Here is a 24,316-nt window from a genome sequence, read left to right as displayed (position 1 = left end):
TGGCCTTGGTCGGCACATTCCCACCGCGCGCGCACATGTTTCCGTGCCGACCAAGGTCGGCACCTACCGGAATCAGCCCCATTCCCAGGACTGACAGACAAAAAAAGGCCGGGGTCTCCCCCGGCCTTTTCCGCTCATCCAGTCACTGCGATCAGGCGATCGCTTCCTGGTAACGGCGCTCGACTTCGTTCCAGTCGATGACGTTGAAGAACGCGCCGATGTATTCCGGACGACGGTTCTGGTACTTCAGGTAGTACGCGTGTTCCCACACGTCCAGGCCGAGGATGGGGGTGTTGCCTTCCATCAGCGGGCTGTCCTGGTTGCCGGTGCTCTCGACCACGACCTTCTTGTCCGGGGTCACGCTCAGCCATGCCCAGCCGCTGCCGAAACGGGTCAGCGCAGCCTTGGTGAAGGCGTCCTTGAACTTGTCGAAGCCGCCCAGGTCCTTGTCGATGGCCTTGGCCACGTCGCCCACCGGGTTGCCGCCAGCATTCGGAGCCATCACGGTCCAGAACAGCGAGTGGTTGGCATGGCCGCCACCGTTGTTGCGCACCGGACCCTGCAGGTTCTCCGGCAGCGACTTGAGCTTCTTCACCAGTTCTTCGACCGGCAGGTCAGCGTACTCGGTGCCTTCCAGCGCCGCGTTGACGTTGTTGATGTAGGTCTGGTGATGCTTGGTGTGATGGATTTCCATCGTCGCCGCATCGATATGCGGTTCCAGCGCGTCGTAGGCGTAGGACAGCTTGGGCAGGGTGTAGGCCATGATGCATCTCCTGATTGCGAGGGCACCCGACGGTGTCGGGCGTTGCGCGGTGAATGATGGGGACAGACCGCCAGATTACCAAGGGGGATGTAAAGGAAATTGCGTCCTGCCAGTGAACACGACGGCAATTGTTACGCAGCAGTGACGCGACGCCGTCCTCATGCACCGTGCAGCGCACAGGCGCTACAGTGCCTGCACCACCCTCGCCCGCCCCTGCCCCATGCGCAACCCCCGGCTGCTGATCACCGCCATCGCCCTGCTCGTGCTCGGCCTGGTCGTCAACCATTTCATGCAGCGGCCTCCGGCGCCGCAGTTCGCACCGGACCTGCAGAGCGCGCCCGCTGCACGCACAACGCCTGCGCGCAGCAGCAATGACAGCGGCCTGCCGGCCTTCCTGCCCGCCGAGGCACGCCAGACCATTGCCCTGATCCAGCGCGGCGGTCCGTTCCCGCATCGCCAGGACGGCAGCACCTTCGGCAACCGCGAACAGCAACTGCCGCAGCGCCCGCGCGGCTACTACCGCGAATACACCGTTGACACCCCCGGTGCGCGTACCCGCGGCACGCGCCGCATCGTCACCGGTGGCGATCCGCCGGAGGCGTGGTACTACACCGACGACCACTACGCATCGTTCCGCAGCTTCACCGTACCGGCCCCGGGAGCGCAGCAATGAGCCACGACGATTTCGGCCTCGGCCTGCACGACATCAACAATGCCGGCGTCTATGCCATCGACAGCGACGACATCAGCGCACTGGCCGCAGCGATGCGCGATGCCGGCCTGAAGGTGATACGCATCGACCTGGATGGCGTGGCCGACAAGCGCACCCTGCTTGCCCGTCTGGCTGCGCAGCTGGATTTCCCGGCGGGGTTCGGCGGCAACTGGGATGCGCTGTCGGACAATCTGCGCGACCTGCAGTGGCTGCCGGCCAACGGCTATGCGCTGTTCCTGGCCGATGTCGACGCATTCCGTGCGGCCACGCAGAAGGATTTCGATACCCTGCTGGACGTGATGGACGAAGCCAGCCGCGACTGGGTCGGCCGCGACGTACCGTTCTGGGTATTCCTGTCGCAGAGCGCGTGAGGTAGATGCCCTGGTAGATGCCGACCTTGGTCGGCATGCGCTGATGCCTTGGTAGATGCCGACCTTGGTCGGCGTTTCTGTGCCAACCAAGGTTGGCACCTACCAAAGCGCGAGCCGGCCAGCGTGCGGGGCGCGGCCCCCTGCCTAGCGGCTGCCGTTATCTTCCTGCAGTTCCTTTTTGAACGGGATGTCCGGCGGCGGTCGCGCCACGGCCGGCTGGTCCTGCATGTTCGGGTTGGTCAGCCCACAGCCGCCGCCCGCCTGCAGGATCGAGATCACGCAGGAAATCTTCGAGTTCGTACCCGGCAATGGAATCTCCATCGCCTTGATGCCCTTGCGCACCCATTCGGCCAACAGCGATTCCTGCGGCACCCAGTACTTGTCGAACGAGGTGGGTGTGTAGTCGTACGGTGGTCGCTTCAACCAGGTGCCCGATTGCGCAATGCGTTCCTTGCTCCAGCCATCGTTGGCGCCACCGGGCGCACCGCGCTCGGCACGACCCTCGCCTTCCTGGCCCGGCACGCGCACGCTGCCATCTGCATTGAACAGGCCACTGCCCTTGCCGGTGGTGCTGGCCTGGCGGGCGCCCTTGTCGGCGCCGTCATGGTTGCGGTTCGATGCGCCCCAGTCATCACCCTTGGCGGGCGTGGCCCAGTTGCCCGGATTGGGCGCCGGGCGCGCCCCTGCCTGAGCCGGGGTCGTGCTGGATGCAGCAGGCCGCGCAGTACTGCTGTTCGCCTGCGTCGCGCTGCCATTGGCTGCCGGCGCGGGCGTTGCCGCGGGTGCATTCCCACTGAAAGACGATGGGGCTGCCGCCGGTGCCGAGGCTACTTCGCGCTCGCGCACCTGTACGTCACGACCCGCCGGCGCATGCACCGCCGGTTCACGACCGGCGACGGTTGCCATCCGCACCTGCGGATCGACCACCGCCTGCACTTCACGCTCGCGCACCTGCACGTCCCGCTGCGGCACGCGCACCTGCACGTCGGCCGTGCGCAGCGGCTGCGGCACAACCGGCGCGTCGACCGTACTGACTTCGCGCTCCTGCACCTGGATCTCGCGCAACTGCGGCGATCGCACCGCAACCTCAGGCGCCTGCACCGTAGTGGGCGTCGGCGTTGCCTGCACCGGCTGCACGCTGCGCTCGCGTACCGAGGGCGTGGTATCGCGCGGCACGATGCTGACTTCGGTGCGCGGCACGCTGACCGGAGGCACCACGAAATCGGTGCTGGCCTGGGCTACTTCGGTAGCCTGCACCGGCGACGGCGGCGGCGCGGCAACCGGTGCGGGGTCGGCTTCGGCCGGCGGCGACGGCGCGCTGGCTGTCGGTGCTGGAGCCGGTGCGGGTGCGGGCGACGACGCGGCCGCAGGACGCGGCTCAGGTGCAGTCGCTGCCCCTGCTTCCTGGCCGACGGCAACCTGGCCGGCCGGTGCCGCCGCAGCCGCCTCGGCACCCGGCTGATCGCCCCCGCCTTCCTGTGTGGCGCGTCCGACGAATTCCACCTGCACACGCTCGCCTTCGGCACCGTCCTGCTCCGGCTCGGTGGTGCGGATCACGGCGACCCACAGCAACAGTACGAAGAACAGCAGGTGCAGCAGCGCACTGGCCAGTGCCGAGATCCAACGCATCCAGCGCTGGTCGCGCGGCGCCGCATCCCAGTCCTGCCAGAACAGGCGGCGCAGCGCCTGCCAGGGGGACAACGCAGGCAACCGCCCGGGCGGGCCAGGCAGCGGGCGCGGCAGCAGTACCGCAATCACTTCGCGGGCATGCAACGGCCGCGACAGCGGGCCCAGCGAGCGCAGCCACAGCGCCCAGCCGTACGGCAGGCGCGTGGTTTTTTCGAGGACGGCGCTTGGCTGCTGGCGGGCCAGCAGCAGGTCGATGAGTTGCTCGGCCCGGGTCAGAGGCACGCGTCAGCGATCAGGCGGCGTTGCCGCGAGGAATATACGGCGCGTGGCCACTGTCGTGGTCGGTCGCGTCACGCACAGCGGTCACGCCCGGCACGCGGCCCATCAGGGTCTTCTCGATACCCTGCTTGAGGGTCACATCAGCCATGCCACAGCCCTGGCAACCACCACCGAAGCGCAGCAGCACTACGCCTTCAGCCGAGACTTCCTGCACCGCCACCTTGCCGCCATGCGACGCCAGCTGCGGGTTGATTTCGTTTTCCACCACCCAGTGCACGCGCTCCACCAGCGAGGCGGCATCACCGGGCGCTTCGCCCTTGATGCGCGGTGCCTTGATGGTCAGCTGCTGGGCGCCCGCGGTACCGGCGATGATGTCGATCTCGGCACCGTCAAGCCAACCCACGCTGGCTGCATCGACGTAGAGGGTGAAGCCATCGCAGTCCACCGCCCACTCGTCACCAAGCAGGTCGCTCGGCTCGGCGAACTCCAGCCGGGCATCGGCGCGCGGGGTACCGGGATCGACCGCGCTCAGGCGCACGCCCATGCCGGGCGCGCCCTCGCGTTCGATCAGCTTGCGGAAATGGGTCTGGGCAGTGTCGGAGATCTGGATCATCAGGCTATTCTAGCCAAGTAAGCGTCAGCCGCTCATTCGGTTTATACACCGTCCGGCGCATTGTTCAGTCAACACGAGGTGGAGATTCCCATGGCCGACCTGATTCCGCTGGCCCAGGCCCGTTGCGTGCCGCGCAAAGGCAGCGACCACAAGCTCGGCGAAGCCCGCCTGGCCGAACTGTTGCCGCAGGTTCCCGGCTGGGAGCTGAGCGAGGGAGGCCAGGCGCTGCTGCGCACCTTCCGCTTCAAGAACTACTACGCCACCATGGCCTTCGTGAACGCGCTGGCCTGGATTGCCCACCACGAGGACCATCACCCGGACCTGGGCGTGCACTACGACCGCGCGGTCGTGCGCTTTTCCACCCACGACGTGGGCGGCCTGAGCGAAAACGACTTCATCTGCGCGGCCAAGACTTCGGCCCTGACGGAGCAACTGCCATGAACGTACGCCTGCTGAGCCTGTCCCTGATCGCTGCGACCGGCCTGGCCGGTTGTGGCGCGTCCGAACCGGCGGCCCCGCCACCGCCGCCGCCGACTGAAGTGGCTGCGGTTAAGACGCCGCCGCCGCAGTACCCGCTGGAACTGGCCTGCATGGGCGTGGGGGGTACCAGCACCTTCAAGGTGACCATCGGTACCGACGGCAAGCCCAGCGAGGTCGCCCTGCTGACCGGCGCCGGCAACCCGCAACTGGACGAGCTGGCCAAGACCGCCGTGCAGGGCTGGCAGTTCAACGCCGCCACCCGCAATGGCCAGCCGGTGCCCGCCACCATCCAGGTGCCGGTCAGCTTCAACCCGCCGCAGCCGAAGCCAGACCAGTGCTTCGCGATTGAAGAACGCCTGCGCCGCGGCGGCTGATCGCCCGCACCCGACGAGGCCAGCCGACGCCCGCCTCGCCCTTGCCGCCCCGGCCCTGTCCGGGGCGGTTGTCTGTTGACCAGGATCGCGTCGGTACATGCTGCAGATTCCCCCCGAAAATGTCTGGATCGCGCTGGCGGTCACCCTCGCGGCCGGCCTCGCCACCGCCATCGGCAGCCTGCTGGTGCTGTTCTCGCGCCGGCCCAATCCGCGCCTGCTGGCGTTCGGCCTGGCCTTCGCCGGTGGTGCGATGGTCTATGTGTCGCTGTCGGAGATCCTCAACAAGTCCATTGCCTCGTTCGCGCTGGCCTATGGCGAGCGCACCGGCTTCACCTACGGCACCCTGGCCTTCCTGCTCGGCGTGATCGTGATCGTGCTGATCGATCACTTCATCCCCAACCCGCATGACAGCCTGGACAAGCAGGACCCGGCGTTCCGCGAGAACAGCCGCGAGTACCTTAAGCGGGTCGCCCTGCTGACCTCGATCGCGATCACCGCGCACAATTTCCCGGAAGGGCTGGCAACGTTCTTCGCGACGCTGGAGAGCCCGTCGGTGGGCATGCCGCTTGCCTTCGCCATTGCCATCCACAACATTCCCGAGGGCATCGCCATTGCGGTGCCGGTGTACTTCGCCACCCAGAACAAGTTCTACGCATTCAGCGCCAGCCTGCTGTCGGGCCTGGCCGAACCGGTGGGCGCGGCGCTTGGCTACTGGCTGCTGTCCGGATCACTGTCGCACGCCACCTTCGGCTGGGTGTTCGGGCTGATCGCCGGTGTGATGGTGTTCCTGGCGCTGGATGAGCTGCTGCCGGCGGCCAAGCGCTATGCCAAGGGCCACGAGACGGTGTATGGACTGGTGGCAGGCATGGGCACGCTGGCGATCAGCCTGGTGCTGTTCAAGTGGTGAGGGGTTTGCGGCCCACTCCGTAAAGTCGAGCTTGCTCGATGGGCTTTCCGCGCGCCCCTACCGAAGCGCAGTCGAGCATGGCTCGATTCCACAGGGGGAGACGCCGGGCATGGCCCGGCGCTACCTTCAGCGAAGCCGGTCCAGCGCCTCGACCAACTCATCAGCCAGCGGCGCGTTCAGCACATATGGTGTCTTGCCCGCGTCCAGCGCGAACTCCAGCGACGCAGCGTGCAGGAACAGGCGTTTCAGCCCGATCTGCTCACGAAGCCGCTTGTTGACCGCAGGATCACCGTATTTGTCGTCACCGGCCACCGGGTGCCCCAGATGCTGGGCATGCACGCGGATCTGGTGGGTGCGGCCGGTTTCGATGCGCACCTCGCAGTAGGAATGGCCGCCGCGGCGCTCAAGCACCCGGAAGTGGCTGATCGATTCCTTGCCGATCGCATTGACCTGCACATGGCGTTCGCCACCCTGGCGCAGGCCCACGTGCAGAGGCGCGTCGACCGTCATCACACCGTCGGGCATGCGCCCGGCCAGCAGGGTCAGGTAGCGCTTGCGGATGCCGGCGCCATGGTCTTCACGCAGCAGCGCCTGCAGTTCGCTCAGCGCCGAGCGCTTCTTGGCCACGATCAGCAGGCCCGAGGTGTCGCGATCCAACCGGTGGACCAGCTCCAGGGTCTGGCCCGGGCGCAGGGCGCGCAGGGTCTCGATGGCGCCGAAGCTGATGCCGCTGCCACCGTGGCTGGCCACGCCGGTCGGCTTGTTCAGGGCCAGCAGGCGGGCATCCTCGAAGACGATGGCCTGCTCCAGGCGGCGCATGAACGCCTCCGGCGGGCCGGCCTTGTCTCCCTCTTCAGTGAGACGAACCGGCGGCACACGCACCTCGTCGCCCGCTTCCAGCTTCCGCTCGGCCTTGGCACGGCCGCCATTCACGCGCACCTGGCCGCTGCGCACCAGCTTGTAGACCAGGCTGCGCGGAGCGCCTTTCAGCTGGCCCAGCAGGAAATTGTCCAGGCGCTGGCCGGCGCGGTCGGCGGGAACGGTGATCATGCGCACGGAAGGCTTGTCGCCAGCGGGCTTGGTGGGGTCTTGGGCGGTCATCAGGCTGTTTATTCTGTTACACTCGGGGGGCGATATAAGGGATTGATTTCGTTGGAAGTTACTCAGGGCCAGAAGCCCAGCTTCCGACGAATCCGGCACAGTGCGCGACCACCGCCCGCGGGGCGGCCATGTTAGCGGCTCACCGGCCTTCCCGGCCATCGCCGGATGTCTGACACACAACCGTGCTGAACATGTCCCGCGTGGCGCTCCAGCCTGGCTGACAGCTGCCTGCGGCCTTGTAACACCCCAAAACCCATAAGAGTGAAGCGCTCCCGCGGCCTGCCGTGGTGTTGTAGCGCTGGAAACCCAAGCCGCCCTCCCCGCGCTTGCGCGAATGGGCGGCGAACCGTGTCCAGAGGCGAAACCCCATGGCGTTCCGCGCGGTAGCCGCTTGCGAGGAACGCAACAATGAAGCGAATGCTGATCAACGCCACGCAGGCTGAAGAGCTGCGTGTTGCCATCGTGGATGGCCAGTCGTTGTATGACATCGACATCGAACAGCCGTCGAAGGAACAGAAGAAGTCCAACATCTACAAGGGCCGGATCTTCCGCATCGAGCCCTCGCTGGAAGCGGCCTTCGTTGAGTACGGTGGCGGCCGCCATGGCTTCCTGCCGCTGAAGGAAATCTCCCGCGACTATTTCCAGGCCGGTGTCGACCACAACAAGGCCGGCATCCGCGAGCTGCTGAGGGAAGGCCAGGAAATCGTTGTCCAGGTGGATAAGGAAGAGCGCGGCAACAAGGGCGCTGCCCTGACCACGTTCATCTCGCTGGCCGGCCGCTACATGGTGCTGATGCCGAACTCGCCCAGCGCGGGCGGTGTCTCCCGTCGCATCGAAGGCGAAGATCGGGCCGCCCTGAAGGACGCCCTGGACAAGCTGAACATCCCCGACGACATGGGCGTGATCATCCGCACCGCCGGCGTCGGCCGCGATGCCGAAGAGCTGCAGTGGGATCTGGACTACCTGCTCAACGTCTGGCGCGCGATCGCCGAAGCGGCCCTGAGCAAGCCGGCCCCCTTCCTGATCTACCAGGAATCGCGCCTGATCGTGCGCGCACTCCGTGACTACCTGCGCGCCGACATCGGCGAGATCCTGGTGGACACCGAGGAGATGTACGAGCACGCCAAGGAGTTCATGCAGCAGGTGATGCCGCAGACCCTGCGCAAGCTCAAGCATTACAAGGACGACATCCCGCTGTTCAACCGCTTCCAGATCGAATCGCAGATCGAGGGCGCCTACGAGCGCAACGTGCGCCTGCCGTCGGGTGGTTCGATCGTGGTCGACCAGACCGAAGCGCTGACCGCCGTCGACGTCAACTCCTCGCGCGCCACCAAGGGCAGCGACATCGAGGACACCGCGTTCCAGACCAACCTGGAAGCGGCTGAGGAAGTGGCCCGCCAGCTGCGCCTGCGCGACCTGGGTGGCCTGGTGGTCATCGATTTCATCGACATGGCCTCCAACAAGCACCAGCGTGAGGTCGAAAACCGCCTCGCCAACGCGCTGAAGTACGACCGTGCACGCGTGCAGGTCGGCCGCATCTCGCGCTTCGGCCTGCTGGAAATGAGCCGCCAGCGCCTGCGCCCGAGCCTGGGCGAGTCGAGCCAGATCGTCTGCCCGCGTTGCGACGGCCACGGCCGCATGCGCAGCGTCGAGTCGCTGTCGCTGTCGATCATCCGCGTCGCTGAAGAGCATGCGATGAAGGAGAACACCGGGCAGGTGCTGGTACAGGCCCCGGTGGAGATCGCCAATTACCTGCTGAACGAGAAGCGCAGCGCCCTGCGCGAGATCGAGCAGCGCCACGAGGCGCCGATCGTGATCGTCGCCGATGAGCAGCTGCACACCCCGCACTACGCCGTCACCCGCCTGCGCGACAACGAGCTGGGCGAGGAAAGTGGCAGGCCGAGTTACCAGCGCGGCACCCCGCGCAAGCTGCCGGTTCACGCGCTGACCAAGGGCCAGCTGAACATTCCGCCGCCGATGGTGACCCAGGTCAAGCACAACTCCCCCGCCCCGGTGCGTGAGGAAGTGGAGCCGGCTGCAGCCCCGGCTCCGGCACCAGTGGCCGCAGTCGCTCCGGCCGCAGCCGCCAGTGGTGGCGTCGTCGGCTGGCTGAAGCGCATCTTTGGCGGCGAGCCGGCACCGGCGCCCGCACCGGCTCCGGCCGCACGCCAGCCGCAACAGGACGGTGGCCGCCGTGACCGCAACAAGGATCGCAACAAGGACCGCAAGGACCGTCGCGATGACAGCCGCGGCAACGGCAATGCGCAGCAGCAGAAGGACGGCGGCAACCGCAAGGACCGCGGTGAGCAGCGCAAGGACGGCCGCCAGGGTGGCAACGGCGCCAATCCTGGCACTGGTAATGCCCAGCAGCCGCAGCAGGGCAAGCAGAAGGATCAGCAGAAGGACGGCCAGCAGCAGCCGCAGCAGAACAAGCAGCGCAACGAGCCGCAGGCCCAGAACCCGCAGCAGCAGCCGAAGCTGAAGCAACCCCGGCAGCCGCGTCCGCAGCAGGACGGCGACAAGCCGGCCGAAAAGCCGCAGCGCAACGCCGCCGAAGCCGCTGCTGAAGTGGCAACCGCGGCCGCCGCGGTGACCGCGACGGCGGCCGTCGCCAATACCGTGACCGCGCAGGAAGCCACTGCACCGGTTGCACCGGTTGCCACTGCCGCTCCGGTGGACGCTGCCCCGGTGGTCGACACCGCCATGGCCGCAGGCGCCGAGGCTGAAGCTGCTGTCGTGACCGGTGAAGAGGCTGCGGCCGAGGCCACGGGCGACCAGACTGGCGAAGGCGCGAGCCGTCGTCGTCGTGGCCGTCGTGGTGGCCGCCGTCGCCGCCGCGGTGGCGCCGAGAACGCCACCGGCAATGACGCCTTGGGCGACGATCAGGACGACGGTGACGAAGGCGATGACGCTGACGGCACCGAACCGAACGTCGGCAACACCGGCGAGGCCGCTCCGGTCGCCGTCAGCCAGTTGACCCGTTCGCAGCCGGAGTTCGATTTCGACGACGAGGCCGAACCGGCCGCCGTCGAAGCAGAGAAGCCGGCCCGCGCCGCCGCAGCTGTCGTGGCCGCGCCGGTCGCGGTGGTAAGCAGCGCCGTGGTCGAGGCCGCCGTTCCGGCCGTCGCCGAGACCGCAGCCCCGGTTGAGACCATTGCCAAGTCCGAAACGGCGTCCTCGCCGGTGCAGACCAGCATGCTCGACGCCATCGACGCAGCAACCCCGGTACAGCCGGTCGCCGTTGCCGCCCCGGTGGCAGAAGTGAAGCCGGTCGTGGAAGAGGTCGCTCCGGTGATCGAAGCGAAGCCGGTGGTGGTTGAAGCCGCTCCGGTGGTCGAGTCGAAGCCGGCGGTGGTTGAAGCCGCTCTGGTGGTCGAGTCGAAGCCGGCGGTGGTTGAAGCCGCTCCGGTGGTCGAGTCGAAGCCGGCCATGGTTGAAGCCGCTCCGGTGGCTGAAGCGAAGCCGATCGTGGTTGAAGCTGCCGCGGCGGTTGAAGCGCCGCAGGTCGTCGAGACCGCGCCGATCGCTGAACAGCCGGTCGCTGCGGTAGTGGTGGAAGCCGCACCGGTGGAAGCCGCTGCACCGGTCGCCGAGGCGGTGGTGACGCCGTCGATCGACCCGGTCGCCGATGGCCACACCGACGCTGCCGCCCAGGCTGCTGAAGCCAAGACCGACGAAGAAGACGAAGAAGCCGCCAAGCGCACGCCGCCGGCGAACTGATCGATCTTTGATCGCGTGAAAACCAAACGGCGGGGATCGATGATCCCCGTCGTTTTTGTTTGTGCGTTGGGTAGAGGCCGACCCTGGTCGGTGCTGTTGGTTCGTGCCAACCAAGGTTGGCACCTACCGAAGCGTGTCTGCGTCAGGGTTTCGGCGCGAACTGCAGGCGGGTCCACACGCCGTAGTGGTCCGAGGCCCAGCGGCCGCTGTCGTCGGGCTGATCGAACAGAATCCTCGCCTCGCGCGCCACCATTTCATCCTGCTGAAAGAAGATGTGATCGATCCGCGATGGCGCCTGGTAGTAGTGGCGGTTGAGCGTACTGACCCCGGCCAGGTCGGTGTTGACATGCACGCTGCCGTAGCTGTCGCCGTAGTGGCTGCGCAGTTCGCTCAGATCGCCGGCATCCACCAGCGCGTTGAAATCGCCTGCGATCACCACCGGTGCCGCAGCGGAAGTGGCCGTGATGAAGCGCAGCAGATCCTCCACCTGGGTGCGACGGATGCGTTGGCCGCTTTCATCGCTGCGCTCATTGAGATGGGTGGCATAGACGTTCACCGGTCTGCCATCGACGTCGATGCGCAGATGGGCGACGGTGCGGTAGTCATCCAGTGGCAGCAGCAGGTGATCGTTCCGGGCCAGCACCGGGCGCCGGGTCAGCAGCGCATTGCCATAGCGCTTCGGGGCCCCGACCGGATCGGTGGAAACGAACAGATACGTGTAGCCGAGCTGGCTGGCCAGCCACTGCGCCTGGTTGCGCAGAGTGCGGCGCTGGATTACCTCCTGCAGGGCAATCGCATCGGGCTGCAGGCGCTTGAGTTCGGCAACGATGCTGCGCCGGCGGCTCGGCCAGTCCTCGCGATCATGATGCAGATTGAAGGTGACCATGCTCATGCCCGACGCATGGGCGGTATCGGCCGGCAACGTCGTTGCCGGCGTTACCTCCGCCATCGTGAAGCCTGGCAGTGCCAACGCGACGGCCAGCCCAAGGGCACGCACGACCGTGCGCGCCCTCGCCCCCTGTTGTTTCATCGTTACTGTCCCTTGCGTTCTGCGCGGCGCACCGCGCTTGGCACTTCAATCTCGACCCGCGCAGGCAACTGGTGCACGTGCAGTTCCTTGTTGACCCACTCGGCCGTTTCGCCGTTGATGGTCGCCTCGCCCGGATCACCTGCGTATGGCCATGGCAGCACCACGCCACCGACCGGCGGTACCAGGCCCGGCTGCACGTCCAGCACCAGCTGCTTTTCGCTGCGCTGCAGGCGATAGTTGAGCTGGCCCTGCGGTGTGCGCAGGCCCTGCACGGCAATGCCCTCGCCCTGCAGCCACGCGCTCGGCACGCCCGCGGCCAGCACCAGCGCGTCGTCCATGTCGCGGTGGTAAGCAAACATGTCCAGCGCCGAGCGCACGAAGTCCGAGGCCACCCAGGCATGCGGCAGGTCGCCGACGAAGAACGGCTTGCGCGGCGTACGCGAGACCACTTCGGCCCACTGGTTCCAGGCCTGCGGCGCGCGATCCTTGAAGAAGAACTCGGTGGCCTGCCAGGCACGGTCGCGCCAGCCCAGGCGTACGAACGCGGCCACGTTGCGCCATTCGTAAGGCGTGTAGTCCTTCCACTCGCGCTTGCCGTCACGGCGGGCGACGAACTCCTCCCAGTAGCGCTCGAAGGTCGCCTCCAGCGCCTGCTGTGGCAGCCGGTCCTGCTCGCCGCCCGGGGCCAGTGCGATGGTTGTCGAGGTCGCGTCGAAGTCGCCCAGCTCGGCCGAGCCCGGGAGATAGTCGATGTTGTGCTGCTGCATCGCCGACAGCAGCGACGCCTGCAGGTCGTCGCGGAACTGGTCGCGCGATTCGGCAATCTGCATCGCTTCAACCTTGCCCAGCTGGCTGGCCAGCTGCGCCGCATCCTTGTAGCCACGCAGCGCCCAGAAGTTGTCCCAGTACGAGTGCATCGGCTTGGCCGAGTAACCCTCATGGCTGATCGACGCCGGCATCATCCCGTAGAAGGCCGGATTGCGCGCACGGTTCTCGTCGGTGCGCTCACTGGCGCGCAGCTGCTCCATGTAGGTGTAGGCGCCCTGTACGTGCGGCCACATCAGTTCCACGAAAGTGCTGTCGCCGGTGTAGCGGCCGTACTCGGCGATGCTGTAGATCAACTCGCCGTGGCTGTCGTTTTCCGGCACCGGGTCGCTGCCGCGCGCGTCGACGCAGCACGGCACCTTGCCATTCTCGAACTGGTAGGGCGCGTACCAGTTGATGTAGTCGCGCACGGCATCGCTGCGACCCATGCGCAGCAGGCCTTCGGAAATCATCGCGCCGTCTCGGATCCAGCTGCGTGCATATGACCGCGTGCCCGGCTGCAGGCGCGGGCCAACACGAGAGATCAGCATGTGCGCGACCGCGGTGCGGAGGGTGTCGACCAGCGCTTGGCCGGCAGCCGGCACCTGCAGCGACACCACGCCCAGTTTCTGCCGCCACTGTTCAGCCACCTGGGCCTGGGCCTTGGCCACGTCCAGTGCCTGCGGCGCCCAACCACCGGTCTGCGGCAGTACCACCGCCACTTCGCGGCTCTGGCCGGGCTCCAGCCTGATCGTATACATCAGCGCGCCCGACGCCATGCCGGTGCTGTCCTTCACCGTCGTGGTGGCCGGATACTTTCCCTCCGCCAGATGCATCGCATCCAGTTTGCCGTCGAAGGTGCTGGCGAAGCGTGCGTCCGGCACCTGCAGCGGATAGATGCGCGGCTCGCCATTGATCCGCACCAGCTGCTCGCCGACATCCAGCGCATCGATGCGGCTGAAGCCACCGACGGTGTTGAGGAACTGTGTCGGCGGGTTGACCTGCCAGGGGCGGATCGCCAGCGCCAGGGTGTACTCGTGCGCGACCTTGTCCGGGTTGCTGAGACGATAGCGACCGATCAGCTGCGCGCGCTCGGGAGTGCCCTGCACGAAGCTGGTTACCGCCAGGCCGGCCTTCTCATGTACCCAATCGACGTTGGCGATCGGCAGGTAGTGGTCCTGCAGCGATTGGGTGATGGCGACCTTGGACCAGTCCAGCAGCTTGCCATCGAGGCGGATGAACGGCTCGATGCTGAAGCTGCCCTTGGCCGGCTCCAGTGCGCCGTCCTCGCTGATCAGCGCCTGCTCCTGGCCGCCATCGAGGCCCAGCAGGGTCCAGTACGGCTGCTCGCCCACGTAGGCACGCGGCAGCGACCCGCGCGGCAGGTCGGCGGCCACCGAAGACAGGAATGCGTTCGGGGTCGCGGCGAAGGCCAACGGCTTGAGCGCGATGTCACGGATGCCGTAGCGCCAGTTCGGGCCATCCTGCAGGTCGAAGCGCACGTAGCGTGCATCGGTATCCGGCAGCGCCAGCCAATCACGGCCACCGGCACCACTGGTCACCTCACGCACGGTGCGCCAGTCACGGCCATCCTCGGAGGTGCGCACGGTGTAGCGGCGGGCCTCCAGGTTCGGCAACCAGTCGATCACCGCGCCACCGATCTCGCGGCTCTTGTGCAGGTCCAGGCTGATGGTCTGCTGCTTGACCCCGCCACTGATCCAGAAGGTATCGCTCCTGCCATCGATCATGCGGTCCTGCAGCGCCATCGCGGTATCTGCGATCACCGACGGCACCAGCGCCGAATCATCCTGCGGTGGCAGGCCCTGCAGGGTCAGCTTGTCGAAGCACACCGTGCCGCGCCCACCGACCTTGCTGTAGAGGGTGAACTCCACCGCCGCGCTGCGCGACATCTCCTTCTCGGGCGACGGCCCCCAGGCCTTGTCGATCTGGCGGCGGCGATACTCGACCGGTGTCCATGTCTTGGGGAAGGCGTAGCCAGGACGGTTGACCCACCAGACGTTATCGCCGCTGGCGTCGATCAGCTTGAACTGCAGGTCGTTGCCCGGCGAGTCACCGCGCAGCTGGAAGCCAAAACGATAGTTGACCGGGTATTCGATGTTCAGCGCGCGACGGATGCCGACGTAGCCGGAGACGTTGTGGAAGTCGTAATCCAGGCACAGCGCGCGGCCGCCGCCGGCACCGCTGACCGGCCGCAGCGAACCGCTGACCTGGTCGGACAGCACCAGCTTCCAGGCACTGATGTCGTCGAAGTCGTCCAGCACCTTCGGCGCCGGCAGCGCCGGAGGTGCGGCGATCGCCAGGGAGGTCCACAACAGGCCCAGTCCAACGGCGATCGCTCGCTTCATCCTTTGACGCTCCCCAGCAACAGACCTTGGATGTAGTACCGCTGCAGCACCAGGAACAGCGCCAGCACCGGAACCACGGTGACCACCGCGCCGGCCATCATCATTTCCACGTCCATGATGTGCTCGCGCGAGAGGGTGGCCAGCGCCACCGGCAAAGTGTAGTGCTCCTGGTCAGTCAGCACGATCAACGGCCACATGAAATCGTTCCATGCGCCCATGAAGGTGAAGATGGCCAGGGTCACCAGCACCGGCTTGAGCATCGGCAGCACGATCTGGAAGAAGATGCGCAACTCCCCTGCCCCATCGATGCGCGCTGCTTCCAGCAGTTCGTCGGGGATCGAACGCGCGTACTGGCGGACCAGGAAGATGCCGAACACGCTGGCCAGCGCCGGCACGATCACGCCGCCGAAGCTGTTGACCAGGCCGAGCTGCTTCATCAGCAGGAACAGCGGCAGCATCGCCACCTGTGCCGGGATCACCAGTGCGGCCATCAACACCTGGAACAGGCGTTCGCGGCCGACGAAGTTCAGCTTGGCGAACGCATAGCCGGCCATGGTGTTGAGCAGCAGCGAGCCGAGGGTGATGCCCACCGACACCAGCAGGCTGTTGGCGAAGTTGCCACCCATGCCGGTGCGCGCGAACAACTCATGGTAGTTGCGCGTGGTGATGCTGGACGGCAGCAACGGAGGCGGGAAGTGGGTCGCCTCGCCCTGCGGCATGAACGAGACCGAGAGCATCCAAAGCAGCGGTGCCAGGCTGACCAGGGCCAGCACCAGCAACGCACCATTGATCAACCACGGATACCAGCGCGACTGGCCGATTTCACGACTCATACCAACTGCCTCTTGCGGCCGAAACGCAGCATCACGGTGGTCACCGCCAGGATGATCAGGAACAGCAGGAACGCCACTGCGGAGGCGCGTCCCAGGTTCCACCACTTGAAGCCTTCCTCGAACATGAAATACAGCACGCTGACGGTGCTCTGCAGTGGGTCGCCGCGGGTCATCACGTAGGGCTCTGCGAACAGCTGGAAGTAGCCGGACACGGTGATCACGCCGACCACCAGCAGCACCGGGCCGAGCATCGGCAGGGTGATGTGCAGGAACTGCTTCCAGCGCGAGGCACCGTCGATGCGGGCGGCCTCGTACAGGTCATGCGGGATCGCCTGCAGGCCCGCCAGGAAGATCACCATGTTGTAGCCGAAGTTCTTCCACACCGCGAACAGCATGATGGTCGGCATCGCCCAGTTGGGATCACCCAGCCAGTCGATCGGACTGATGCCCAGATGCCCCAGACCGTAGTTCACCAGACCGTAGCTGGTATGGAACAGGTAGCGCCAGATCACCGCCACCGCCACCAGCGTGGTCACCACCGGCGCGAACAGCGCGGTACGGAACAACGCCTTGAAGCGCGCGGCCGGTGCATTCAGCAGCATCGCCGCGCCCAGCGACACGCCGATCGACAACGGCACGCCGATCAACACGAAGTAGGTGGTGTTCCACAGCGACTTCCAGAACATCGGCGTCTGCAGCAGATCGATGTAGTTGCCGAGACCGACGAAACGCAGGTTGCTGCTGTCAGCCAGGGCATACAGGTCGAAGTCGGTCACGCTCAGCGCCAGTGCAGAGGCGACCGGCAGGCCGAAGAACATGCCCAGCACGATCAACGAGGGGCCGGCGAAGATCCAGCCGGCCAGCGAAGTACGTTTCATTGCGCGCTCCCGGCGGCCACGGCGCTGCTCGAACGCGGCGACGGCGCACGTTGTTGCAGGCGTTGTTGTTCATGCATCCAGCGGCGCTTGGCCAGCACCTTGTCCACGCGCTGGTCCAGTTCTTCCACGGCCTTGTCCTGCGGCAGGCCGCCGCGCACCACCTTCTCGGTGACGATGCGCATTTCCTGCACGATGCGCTCCCATTCAAGCACCTTCGGCGTCGGCTTGACCCGTTCCAGCTGGTCACGGAACGCAGCAGCCAGCGGATCGTTGGCCAGCGAAGGCGCGTTCCAGGTGCTGCGGCGTGGCGGCAGGTCGCCGATGATCGAATGGAAGCGCGCCTGGATTTCCGGCCGCGACAGGAACTCGATCAGCTTCCACGACGCTTCCTTCTGCTGCGACTTGCGGAAGATCACCAGGCTTGTGCCACCTGCAATGCCGGCGCCCGGGCCATCCGGACCCGGCAGCGCGGCGGTGCCCCACTGCCCTTCCAGTTCCTTCGGCTGCAGCTTCTTGAACTCGCGGATGTTCCAGGGGCCGGAAATGTAGAACACGTTGAAGCCACGGAAGAATTCGTCCCAGACGTTGGAGATCTGCGTCTCGGACATCTTCGGCGCCCAGCCCTGCTCGAACATGTTGGCGTAGAAGGCCAGCGTGCGACGGAAACCGGGGCTGGCGAAGTTGCCGCGGGTGTCATCGTCGCGCAGCAGCGGATCAGGCTGCTGCAGCGCCAGCGACAGCTGCTGCTCGAACTCGTTGATCGGCATCAGCACCGCATAGCGGCTCGGGCCCTGCATTCGCTTGATTGCCGCCATCTGCTCGTCCCACTCCTGCCACGTGCGCGGCGGGTGGTCATAGCCGGCTTTGGCCAGCAGGTCCTTGCGGTAGTAGATCAGGCGCGTATCGACGTACCACGGCACGCCGACCAGTTCACCGTGGATCACGTTGGTATCCCAGATGCCCTGGAAGTAGTCCTTCGGGTCGACCACGGCCGAACGCCGCACGAACGGCTGCAGCGGCGTCAGCGCGTCGAGTTCGGCGAACTCCGGCACCCAGGTGTTGCCGAGCTGGCACACGTCCGGCAGGCCGTCGGCGGCGAACGCGGTCAGCAGCTTCTCGTGCGCGGCCGTCCACGGGATGTTCTGCACATCCACCTTGATACCGGGGTTCTCGGCCTCGAATTCGTGGATCAATTCGCTGACCACCTCGGCTTCGCGCCCCATCGCCCAGAAGCGCACGGTGGTGGTGCCCGGCTCGGTGCGGGCGCAGCCGGCCACGGCCAATGCGGCCAGGGCAGGCAGCGCCCAGCGGCGCAGGCGGTCGATCCAGTTCGGCATCAGGTTACTTGCCCTGGCCTGTGGTGCGGTTGGCATTGTTCTTCTGTTCCTGCGCGGCAGCCGCGCGTGATTCGGCGATACCCACCGCGCGTGCCGCCGCGGCCTTTTCGTCTTTCTGCAGTTCCAGCGGCTGGAAGGAGCCTTCCGGCGCCAGCCAGCCACCGTTGAACCCGGCCCGCTCCAGGCCCTTGCGGATGTACGGGTTCTTCTTCATCACTTCCCAGACAAAGTCATCGCGGTAGTTGGCGATCATGGTCAGGATCGGGCCCTGGTCGATGGCGATGTAGTCGCTGGCGACCCAGCCCCGATCCGGCACCAGGCGACCGGTCTTGATCGGGATGTCGTAGTTGAAGCTGGGGTTGAACGAATCCAGGAAGCCGTAGCTGGAATAGATGTAGTCGCCAAAGCGCTTGTGCATCTCCAGCGTTGCCGGGATCACCTGCTCGGGGGCGAACACCACCGACGCGATCGCAGCGGTGGGAGCGATGGTGCCGTCGTCGAAGTTCTCGCGCAGGCCAGCGCCGCGCGAGGAGTAATGGCGGAACTGGCGCTGCTCGCCGCGATAGTCCTGGGTGGTGTTCTGCGGTCCGTCGCTGGCAGTCAGGCCCCACACGTTCTCGCCGTACTCCTTCCACTGCATGGGGTTGGCGATGGCGTATTCGCGTTGGGCCAGCGCGGCCGAGCGGCTGTTGAGGAAATAAGTGCTGCCGCGCTCGCGCATGTACGCGTCCTGGATGTCGCGGAAGTCGATCCAGACGTGGCTGTACTGGTGGCCGAACAACGGGCCGAATGACAGGTATTCCTGCCCCTGGTACACGCCCCAGTCGTTGTCATAGGTACGCGTCCACACGGTCCACGCATCCGGGCTGACCGGGTGCGTCGGCGAGCCCAGGGCGAGGATGTAGACCATCATCGCCTCGTTGTAGCCCATCCAGTCGTGGTCGATGAAGCCGCTCTCCGGGAACCAGCCCATCGAGATCAGCGGTGCACGCTGCTGCAGCCACGGCCAGTCGACCTTCTTGTACAACGTATCGGCGATCTGGCGGATCTCCTTCTCGCGCGGATCGTCGCCGTCGTAATACGACTGCGCGAACAGCACGCCCATCATCAGCAGTGCGGTATCCACCGAGGACAGTTCGACCCAGCTGTCGTAGCGGCGGCCTTCCTGCATGTCCAGGAAGTGGTAGTAGAAGCCCTTGTAGCCGGCCTTGCCGGTGCGCTGCGGGCCCATCGGCACGTCGCGGAAGAACTTCAGGGTGGTCAGCGTGCGGTCGATGGCCTGGTTGCGGCTGACCCAACCGTTCTCGATGCCGATCGGATAGGCAGTCAGCGCGAAGCCAACCGAGGCGATGCTGGCAAACGGCCTCGACGGGTAACGGTCCGGGGTCAGGCCGTTGATTTCGTTGGTGGTGTCCCAGAAGAACTGGAAGGTACGGCGTTCGATGTCATCGAAAAGCGGCGGCAGCACCGGCTTCATCGGCCGCGGTGGCGCGTCGGCCTCGATCAGGATCACCTGCGGCTGAGGCTTGGCAGGCTCCTGCTGGGCCGGCTGGCAGGCAGCAACGACCAGGCTCAACGCTGCGGCGGACAACAGATGGCGTGCCAGCATGGCGCGATTTCTCCGGTGGTCTGATCGATGGGAAAGCATACCGTCCAATGATCTGAAATCGTTTACAAGATGCATTCTTAAAAAACCACGAAAAACGTGGTTTGACACCGCGATCATTGCCCACGCCACTGCCCCCTGGCCGGCAGCGGCGTGGGCAATGGACCGGCACCGGGCCGGCCATTGCCGTTTCTTCATCCTGCCGATGCCGCCGGCGGAGCGGCGGCATCGGATCGTGCATCTACATCCGGGCTTAGAAGCGGAAGCCCACCTCAGCCTTGACCTGTCGCGGCGTACCGATGATGTCGCCGGTCTCGTTGTAGCTGACCAGCAGCTTGCCGTCGCTCTTCACGTAGTTCAGCTTGGAGAAGTTGTCGAAGTTGAGCACGTTGATGATGTCGATACGGGCATACAGCTCGGTATCGCCGGCCAGCTTGAAGGTCTTGGTCGCCTGCAGATCCAGCGAGCGGTAGCCGAAGATCTTGCCGCCGAGCAGGAAGTGGCCATTGCCCGACGGTGTGCCGGCAGCCGGGGTCGGCATGCAGTTCGAATTGCCGGCCTGCGCGATGCAGGACCAGTCGTTACCCGGGGTCGGCGTTGCCAGGGTCAGCTTGCCACCAAAGGTGATGCCCCAGAAGCCGTCATACGAGCCGGTGACCACCAGGCGGTGACGCGGCGCGCCGTTGGACTTGATGGTCGGGTATTCACCGATGGTGCCGCGATCGAACGAATAGTGCTCGTTGATGTTGCGGTTGTGGCGTGCATTGGTCCAGGTATAGGCGATCGAGGTGCCCCAGCCGCTCTCCTTGCTGTACGGCTTCTGCGCCGACAGCAGGATCTGGGTGGAGCGGGTCTTGATGCCCTGCTGGCCGATGATCAGGCTGCCGAAGCCCGGGATGCTACAGCCCCACGGCTGACCGTAGGTCGGCTCGTCAGCGCCGCACAGCATCTGGTTGTCGAAGAAATTGCCGTTGTTGAAGCGGTTGCCCAGCGTGTAGGCGAAGCCATCGTAGGTCAGCGTGCGTGAAATCGTGGCATCGGTCAGCCACTCGCCGATCTGGTTGCTCATGCCCAGGCTGAACTGGTCGGAGTACGGCACCTTCATGTTGTTGTTCAGCAGATCGACTTCCATGCCTTCATTGCTGGTGGAACCCAGCAGTGCCTGCACGTTCTCGATGCCGTTCATCAGGTTCGGATTCCAGTCAAAGCACGGGGTCTGTCCGTACATGCAGCTGCCGGTGGCCGGGTTGCGGAAGAACACGGTCGGCTGCGGCAGTGCCAGCTTGGTGGTTTCCAGTGCCAGGTTGTCGAACAGGTCGCGATCGTAGGACCGGCCGGCGCCACCATGGAACACGTGCTGCTCATCGGCGTTTACGTCATACGAGAAGCCCAGGCGCGGCTGCCAGGCATTCTTGAAATTCTTGCGATTGTGGCCGGTGCTGATGTAATCGTTGACGTTCAAACCACTGAGCGCCAGCGTCTGCGCATAGGTCTGGCCCGGAGGCGCATGCCTGTCCTGCGAGAACAATGCGTTCACAACCTCCGGCGGGGTCACGAAATCGGTATAGACCGGGTTCTTTTCGTAATCCCAGCGCAGGCCGATGTTCAGCTGCAGGTGGTCATTGACCTGCCAGTCGTCCTGGATGAACAAGCCGATCTGCTTGACCTTGGCGCGCACCTCGGACTGCACGCCGGTGACACCAGTACTGGCCTTGGTGAACTGCGCCTTGTAAGGGGTGCCGGAGGAGAAGGCAGGATTGTCGATGGTGTAGAAGAACTGCGGATTGATCTGCGCGGCATCGGACGCGTACAGATCGATCTGCTTGTATTTGGCGCCCATCTTGATGGTGTGGTCGCCGGCCCACTGGAGGCCGTCCAGGGTCAGGTTGTCCTCGATCGCCCAGCCCTTCTGGCCCTTCACCTGAGAGGCGAACGCATCGGCTGCGCCGATCTGGACGAGGGTCTTTTCCTGCGGGGTGTTCCGGTTCTTGTCACCAAAGTCCGGCGCGGTGTAGACGATACCGTTGCCGTAGGTCAGCGGCAGCGGATTGTTGAACGCCTCCTCATGGGTGACCATCAGCTCGTTGTAGAACCGCTCGCCGCTGTGGTTCCAGCGCAGGGCATAGCGGCGGTCGGTATTGTCCACCACCTTGCCGTGCACCTTGGCGGTCTGGTCACTGAACTGCTGCTGGGTTTCGTCGCGATCCTGGAAGGTCAGCTCGATACGATCGTTATCGGTCGGCTCGAAGTCGATCTTGGCGAAGATAAGGTCCTGCTGGAACGGCTGGCTGGCCGGGCCGAGACCTGCGAGACCATCGGCGGGCAGATTGGCGGCCGCCGAGCTCACCGCACCGTCCGGCGCGATGGTCACCGGCAGGTCGAAGCGCTTGGCTTCATAGGTGACGAAGAAGTGGGCCTTGTCCTGGATGATCGGGCCACCCAAGGCGAAGCCATATTCCTTCTCGGCCGATTCTTCCTTGCTCTTGCCCGGCTGGCGTTCGGCCGGGGTCATCGCGCGCATGCTGTCGTTGGTGTAACGGTAGAAGGTTTCACCCTTGAACTCGTTGGTACCGGACTTGGTGGCGGCGGTGATCGCTGCACTGGACACCTGGCCGTACTCGGCCTTGTAGTTGCCGGTGATGACCTTGTATTCACCGATGGCCAGCTGCGGGAACGGATTGCCTGCGCTTCCGGACTGGCCGGAGATGCCGCCGCCCTTGACGTAGCTCTTCTGGCCCACGCCATCGATGTAGACGTTGGTGCCGTCGGAATTGGTGGCGCCGCCGCGCAGCGAGGTGTTGCCCTTGGCATCGCGGGTGAAGATCATGCCCGGCACCGCGTCGGCGAACTCCAGGAAGTTGCGCGACACCTGCGGGGTGGTCTGGATCTGCTGCAGGCTGACAGTCTTGCCGACTTCAGAGGTGCGCACTTCCTGCAGCAGGGTCGGCGCAACAACGTTGACGGTGTCCAGGTTGGTGGCCGCGGTCGCGCCGGGGGTGCTGCTGGCGGCGTCGGCAAAGTTCAGGGTGGCGGTCGAGGCCACGGTGACGGTGACCTTCTGGGTCTGGCCGTTAGCGACCACGTTGTAGGTGCCCGGATCCAGGCCCATCAGCGAGTAGCTGCCATCGGCGCGGATGGTGCCGCGGCGGACGGTGCCGGTGGCCACGTTGGTGGCGGTGACTTCGGTGCCTGCCTGGGCGCCGGCAACCTGGCCGCGCAGGCTGGCGTTGGCCGACTGCGCCATGACGTTCGGAGCGGCGGCCAGCATCAGGCAACTGACCAGTGCGGTGCTCAGCAGCCGGCGTGCCGGCGTGCGGAAGGTGGTGTGCATCATCAACTCAATCTCCGGGTGGCGGTGACCGCTTGCGCGGTCCCTGCGATCAATCAAAAAAGAAGGAACGCCTCTGGCTTCAATGGCCCGATGGCGGAGTGGTGGAATCGCGAACTATCAAGCGGGGAACCAGGGTCTGCTTGTCCCCTGTCCCGTCCGTGGAGGTGCCGTCCATCAACTGCAGCAGGCGCGTCATGGCCCGGTCGCCGAGCTCGGCGATGCTGACCTGCATGGTGGTCAGCGACGGGTGGACGAAACGCGCCAGCGGAATGTCATCGAAACCCGCCAGCGCGACATCGGACGGGACCTGGACACCGGCCTGCGTGAACGCATACAGACAGCCCAGGGCCATCATGTCGTTGGCGGCGAATACGGCATCGGGCAGCGCTCCGGCTGCCAGCAACTCCTGACCGGCGCGATGGCCGGAAGCTTCGTCGAAATCACCGGGCAGCTCGATGCCTTCGGCGCCACTGCCAAAAGCCGCCAGCGCGTCACGGAAGCCACGCAGGCGCTCGCGCGCGTCGAAGTTGAGGTCCGGGCCAGAAATGAAGGCGATGCGGCGGTGACCGGCCTCGAGCAGGTGGCGGGTCATCGCCATCGCACCAGCATGGTCGTCGATGCTCAACACCGGATGGTCCTGACCGGGCAGATAGGTGTTGATCAACACCGTCGGCAACGACTGCGGCAGGTTGTCGGTCAGGAAGCCCGGACTCTCGGCATAAGGCGAGAGCACCAGCAGGCCATCGACGCGGCCGCGCATGGCGCGCAGGGCGGCGCCCTGCTGTTCCTGGTCGCCGTGGTAGCTGGACACCAGCAGATGCTGGCGACGGCTACGGGCAACGTTGTCGATGCCGCGCATCAACTCGGAGAAGAATTCACCGTACAGGTCCGGCAGCACCACCCCCACCGTATTGGTGCGGCGGCTGCTCAGGCTGCGGGCGGCGGCGTGCGGGGTGTAACGCAGCCGTGCGGCCACCTCCAGCACAAGCTGGCGGACCGGTTCGGCGACATTTTCATGCCCGTTGAGCGCGCGGGAAACCGTGGCCACGGAGACCCGGGCTTCGCGTGCGACGTCTTTGATTGTGATAGCTGCCTTGTTCACGAAGCCGCCCTCCACGGCTTGGACCTACCAGCATTGGCGCGGAATGTAAGCGTTTCCATCTGGGCTTGTAAACAGTCCGT

Annotated in this window: 18 protein-coding genes; 6 read left to right on the top strand and 12 right to left on the bottom strand. The window is 65.7% G+C overall.

What is annotated here, in order from left to right; translation table 11 throughout:
* Positions 1 to 151: 151 nt before the first annotated feature.
* A complete protein-coding gene (locus tag AC13GA_RS07540; RefSeq protein WP_005410310.1) occupies positions 152 to 763 on the bottom strand; it encodes a superoxide dismutase in 612 nt (203 codons plus the stop codon).
* Between the two features lie 220 nt (positions 764 to 983).
* Here AC13GA_RS07540 and AC13GA_RS07535 point away from each other — a divergent pair, with 220 nt between their 5' ends.
* Both AC13GA_RS07535 and AC13GA_RS07530 read left to right on the top strand, forming a co-directional pair.
* A complete protein-coding gene (locus AC13GA_RS07535) occupies positions 984 to 1,436 on the top strand; it encodes a guanyl-specific ribonuclease (protein ID WP_295379248.1) in 453 nt (150 codons plus the stop codon).
* Positions 1,433 to 1,846: a barstar family protein gene (locus tag AC13GA_RS07530; RefSeq protein ID WP_006377729.1), complete on the top strand. Its 414-nt coding sequence runs from the start codon at positions 1,433 to 1,435 to the stop codon at positions 1,844 to 1,846. The genes AC13GA_RS07535 and AC13GA_RS07530 overlap by 4 nt, the downstream gene beginning before the upstream one ends.
* A 144-nt stretch (positions 1,847 to 1,990) precedes the next feature.
* Here AC13GA_RS07530 and AC13GA_RS07525 read toward each other — a convergent pair whose 3' ends face one another.
* Entirely contained in the window at positions 1,991 to 3,757 is a 1,767-nt protein-coding gene (locus AC13GA_RS07525; protein WP_136639507.1) for a hypothetical protein, read from the bottom strand.
* A gap of 10 nt (positions 3,758 to 3,767) precedes the next feature.
* The gene (locus AC13GA_RS07520; RefSeq protein ID WP_482997800.1) at positions 3,768 to 4,367 is read right to left on the bottom strand and encodes an NfuA family Fe-S biogenesis protein; all 600 of its coding nucleotides are present in this window, start codon (positions 4,365 to 4,367) and stop codon (positions 3,768 to 3,770) included.
* 90 nt (positions 4,368 to 4,457) lie between these two features.
* On the opposite strand from AC13GA_RS07520, the gene AC13GA_RS07515 reads away from it, so the two are divergent.
* The 3 genes from AC13GA_RS07515 to zupT all read left to right on the top strand — a co-directional run bounded on the left by AC13GA_RS07515 (position 4,458) and on the right by zupT (position 6,128).
* Positions 4,458 to 4,808: a 4a-hydroxytetrahydrobiopterin dehydratase gene (locus tag AC13GA_RS07515; RefSeq protein WP_006377739.1), complete on the top strand. Its 351-nt coding sequence runs from the start codon at positions 4,458 to 4,460 to the stop codon at positions 4,806 to 4,808.
* Positions 4,805 to 5,221 (top strand): energy transducer TonB, encoded by a 417-nt coding sequence (locus AC13GA_RS07510; protein WP_046984361.1) that lies wholly within the window; start codon positions 4,805 to 4,807, stop codon positions 5,219 to 5,221. Before AC13GA_RS07515 ends, AC13GA_RS07510 begins: the two co-directional genes overlap by 4 nt.
* A gap of 97 nt (positions 5,222 to 5,318) precedes the next feature.
* Positions 5,319 to 6,128, top strand: coding sequence for a zinc transporter ZupT (gene zupT / locus AC13GA_RS07505; RefSeq protein ID WP_006456115.1), 810 nt, complete (start codon positions 5,319 to 5,321; stop codon positions 6,126 to 6,128).
* 126 nt (positions 6,129 to 6,254) lie between these two features.
* Here zupT and AC13GA_RS07500 read toward each other — a convergent pair whose 3' ends face one another.
* Positions 6,255 to 7,229 (bottom strand): RluA family pseudouridine synthase, encoded by a 975-nt coding sequence (locus tag AC13GA_RS07500; protein WP_046984362.1) that lies wholly within the window; start codon positions 7,227 to 7,229, stop codon positions 6,255 to 6,257.
* A 408-nt stretch (positions 7,230 to 7,637) separates the two neighbouring features.
* Between AC13GA_RS07500 and AC13GA_RS07495 the strand changes: the two genes are divergently transcribed.
* The gene (locus AC13GA_RS07495; protein ID WP_482997799.1) at positions 7,638 to 10,949 is read left to right on the top strand and encodes an Rne/Rng family ribonuclease; all 3,312 of its coding nucleotides are present in this window, start codon (positions 7,638 to 7,640) and stop codon (positions 10,947 to 10,949) included.
* A 142-nt stretch (positions 10,950 to 11,091) separates the two neighbouring features.
* Here AC13GA_RS07495 and AC13GA_RS07490 read toward each other — a convergent pair whose 3' ends face one another.
* The 8 genes from AC13GA_RS07490 to AC13GA_RS07455 all read right to left on the bottom strand — a co-directional run bounded on the left by AC13GA_RS07490 (position 11,092) and on the right by AC13GA_RS07455 (position 24,251).
* Positions 11,092 to 11,979: an endonuclease/exonuclease/phosphatase family protein gene (locus tag AC13GA_RS07490; protein ID WP_482997798.1), complete on the bottom strand. Its 888-nt coding sequence runs from the start codon at positions 11,977 to 11,979 to the stop codon at positions 11,092 to 11,094.
* Between the two features lie 2 nt (positions 11,980 to 11,981).
* The gene (locus AC13GA_RS07485) at positions 11,982 to 15,149 is read right to left on the bottom strand and encodes a discoidin domain-containing protein (protein ID WP_482997797.1); all 3,168 of its coding nucleotides are present in this window, start codon (positions 15,147 to 15,149) and stop codon (positions 11,982 to 11,984) included.
* A complete protein-coding gene (locus tag AC13GA_RS07480) occupies positions 15,146 to 15,982 on the bottom strand; it encodes a carbohydrate ABC transporter permease (protein WP_006378064.1) in 837 nt (278 codons plus the stop codon). Before AC13GA_RS07480 ends, AC13GA_RS07485 begins: the two co-directional genes overlap by 4 nt.
* On the bottom strand, positions 15,979 to 16,860 hold the full coding sequence (locus AC13GA_RS07475) for a carbohydrate ABC transporter permease (protein ID WP_006378065.1): 882 nt from the start codon (positions 16,858 to 16,860) through the stop codon (positions 15,979 to 15,981). Before AC13GA_RS07475 ends, AC13GA_RS07480 begins: the two co-directional genes overlap by 4 nt.
* Positions 16,857 to 18,197, bottom strand: a complete 1,341-nt coding sequence (locus AC13GA_RS07470) for a sugar ABC transporter substrate-binding protein (protein WP_482997796.1) — start codon at positions 18,195 to 18,197, stop codon at positions 16,857 to 16,859. The genes AC13GA_RS07475 and AC13GA_RS07470 overlap by 4 nt, the downstream gene beginning before the upstream one ends.
* A gap of 4 nt (positions 18,198 to 18,201) precedes the next feature.
* Positions 18,202 to 19,806, bottom strand: coding sequence for a glucoamylase family protein (locus AC13GA_RS07465; protein WP_046984367.1), 1,605 nt, complete (start codon positions 19,804 to 19,806; stop codon positions 18,202 to 18,204).
* Positions 19,807 to 20,056: 250 nt separating this feature from the next.
* Positions 20,057 to 23,137, bottom strand: coding sequence for a TonB-dependent receptor (locus AC13GA_RS07460; protein WP_253078179.1), 3,081 nt, complete (start codon positions 23,135 to 23,137; stop codon positions 20,057 to 20,059).
* A gap of 76 nt (positions 23,138 to 23,213) precedes the next feature.
* The gene (locus tag AC13GA_RS07455) at positions 23,214 to 24,251 is read right to left on the bottom strand and encodes a LacI family DNA-binding transcriptional regulator (RefSeq protein WP_046984369.1); all 1,038 of its coding nucleotides are present in this window, start codon (positions 24,249 to 24,251) and stop codon (positions 23,214 to 23,216) included.
* Positions 24,252 to 24,316: the final 65 nt, after the last annotated feature.

It is taken from the genome of Stenotrophomonas sp. 22DLJC03 (assembly GCF_056861405.1).
Note: the sequence above shows the minus strand (reverse complement) of the source record. Positions and strands in the feature narration are given on the sequence as shown.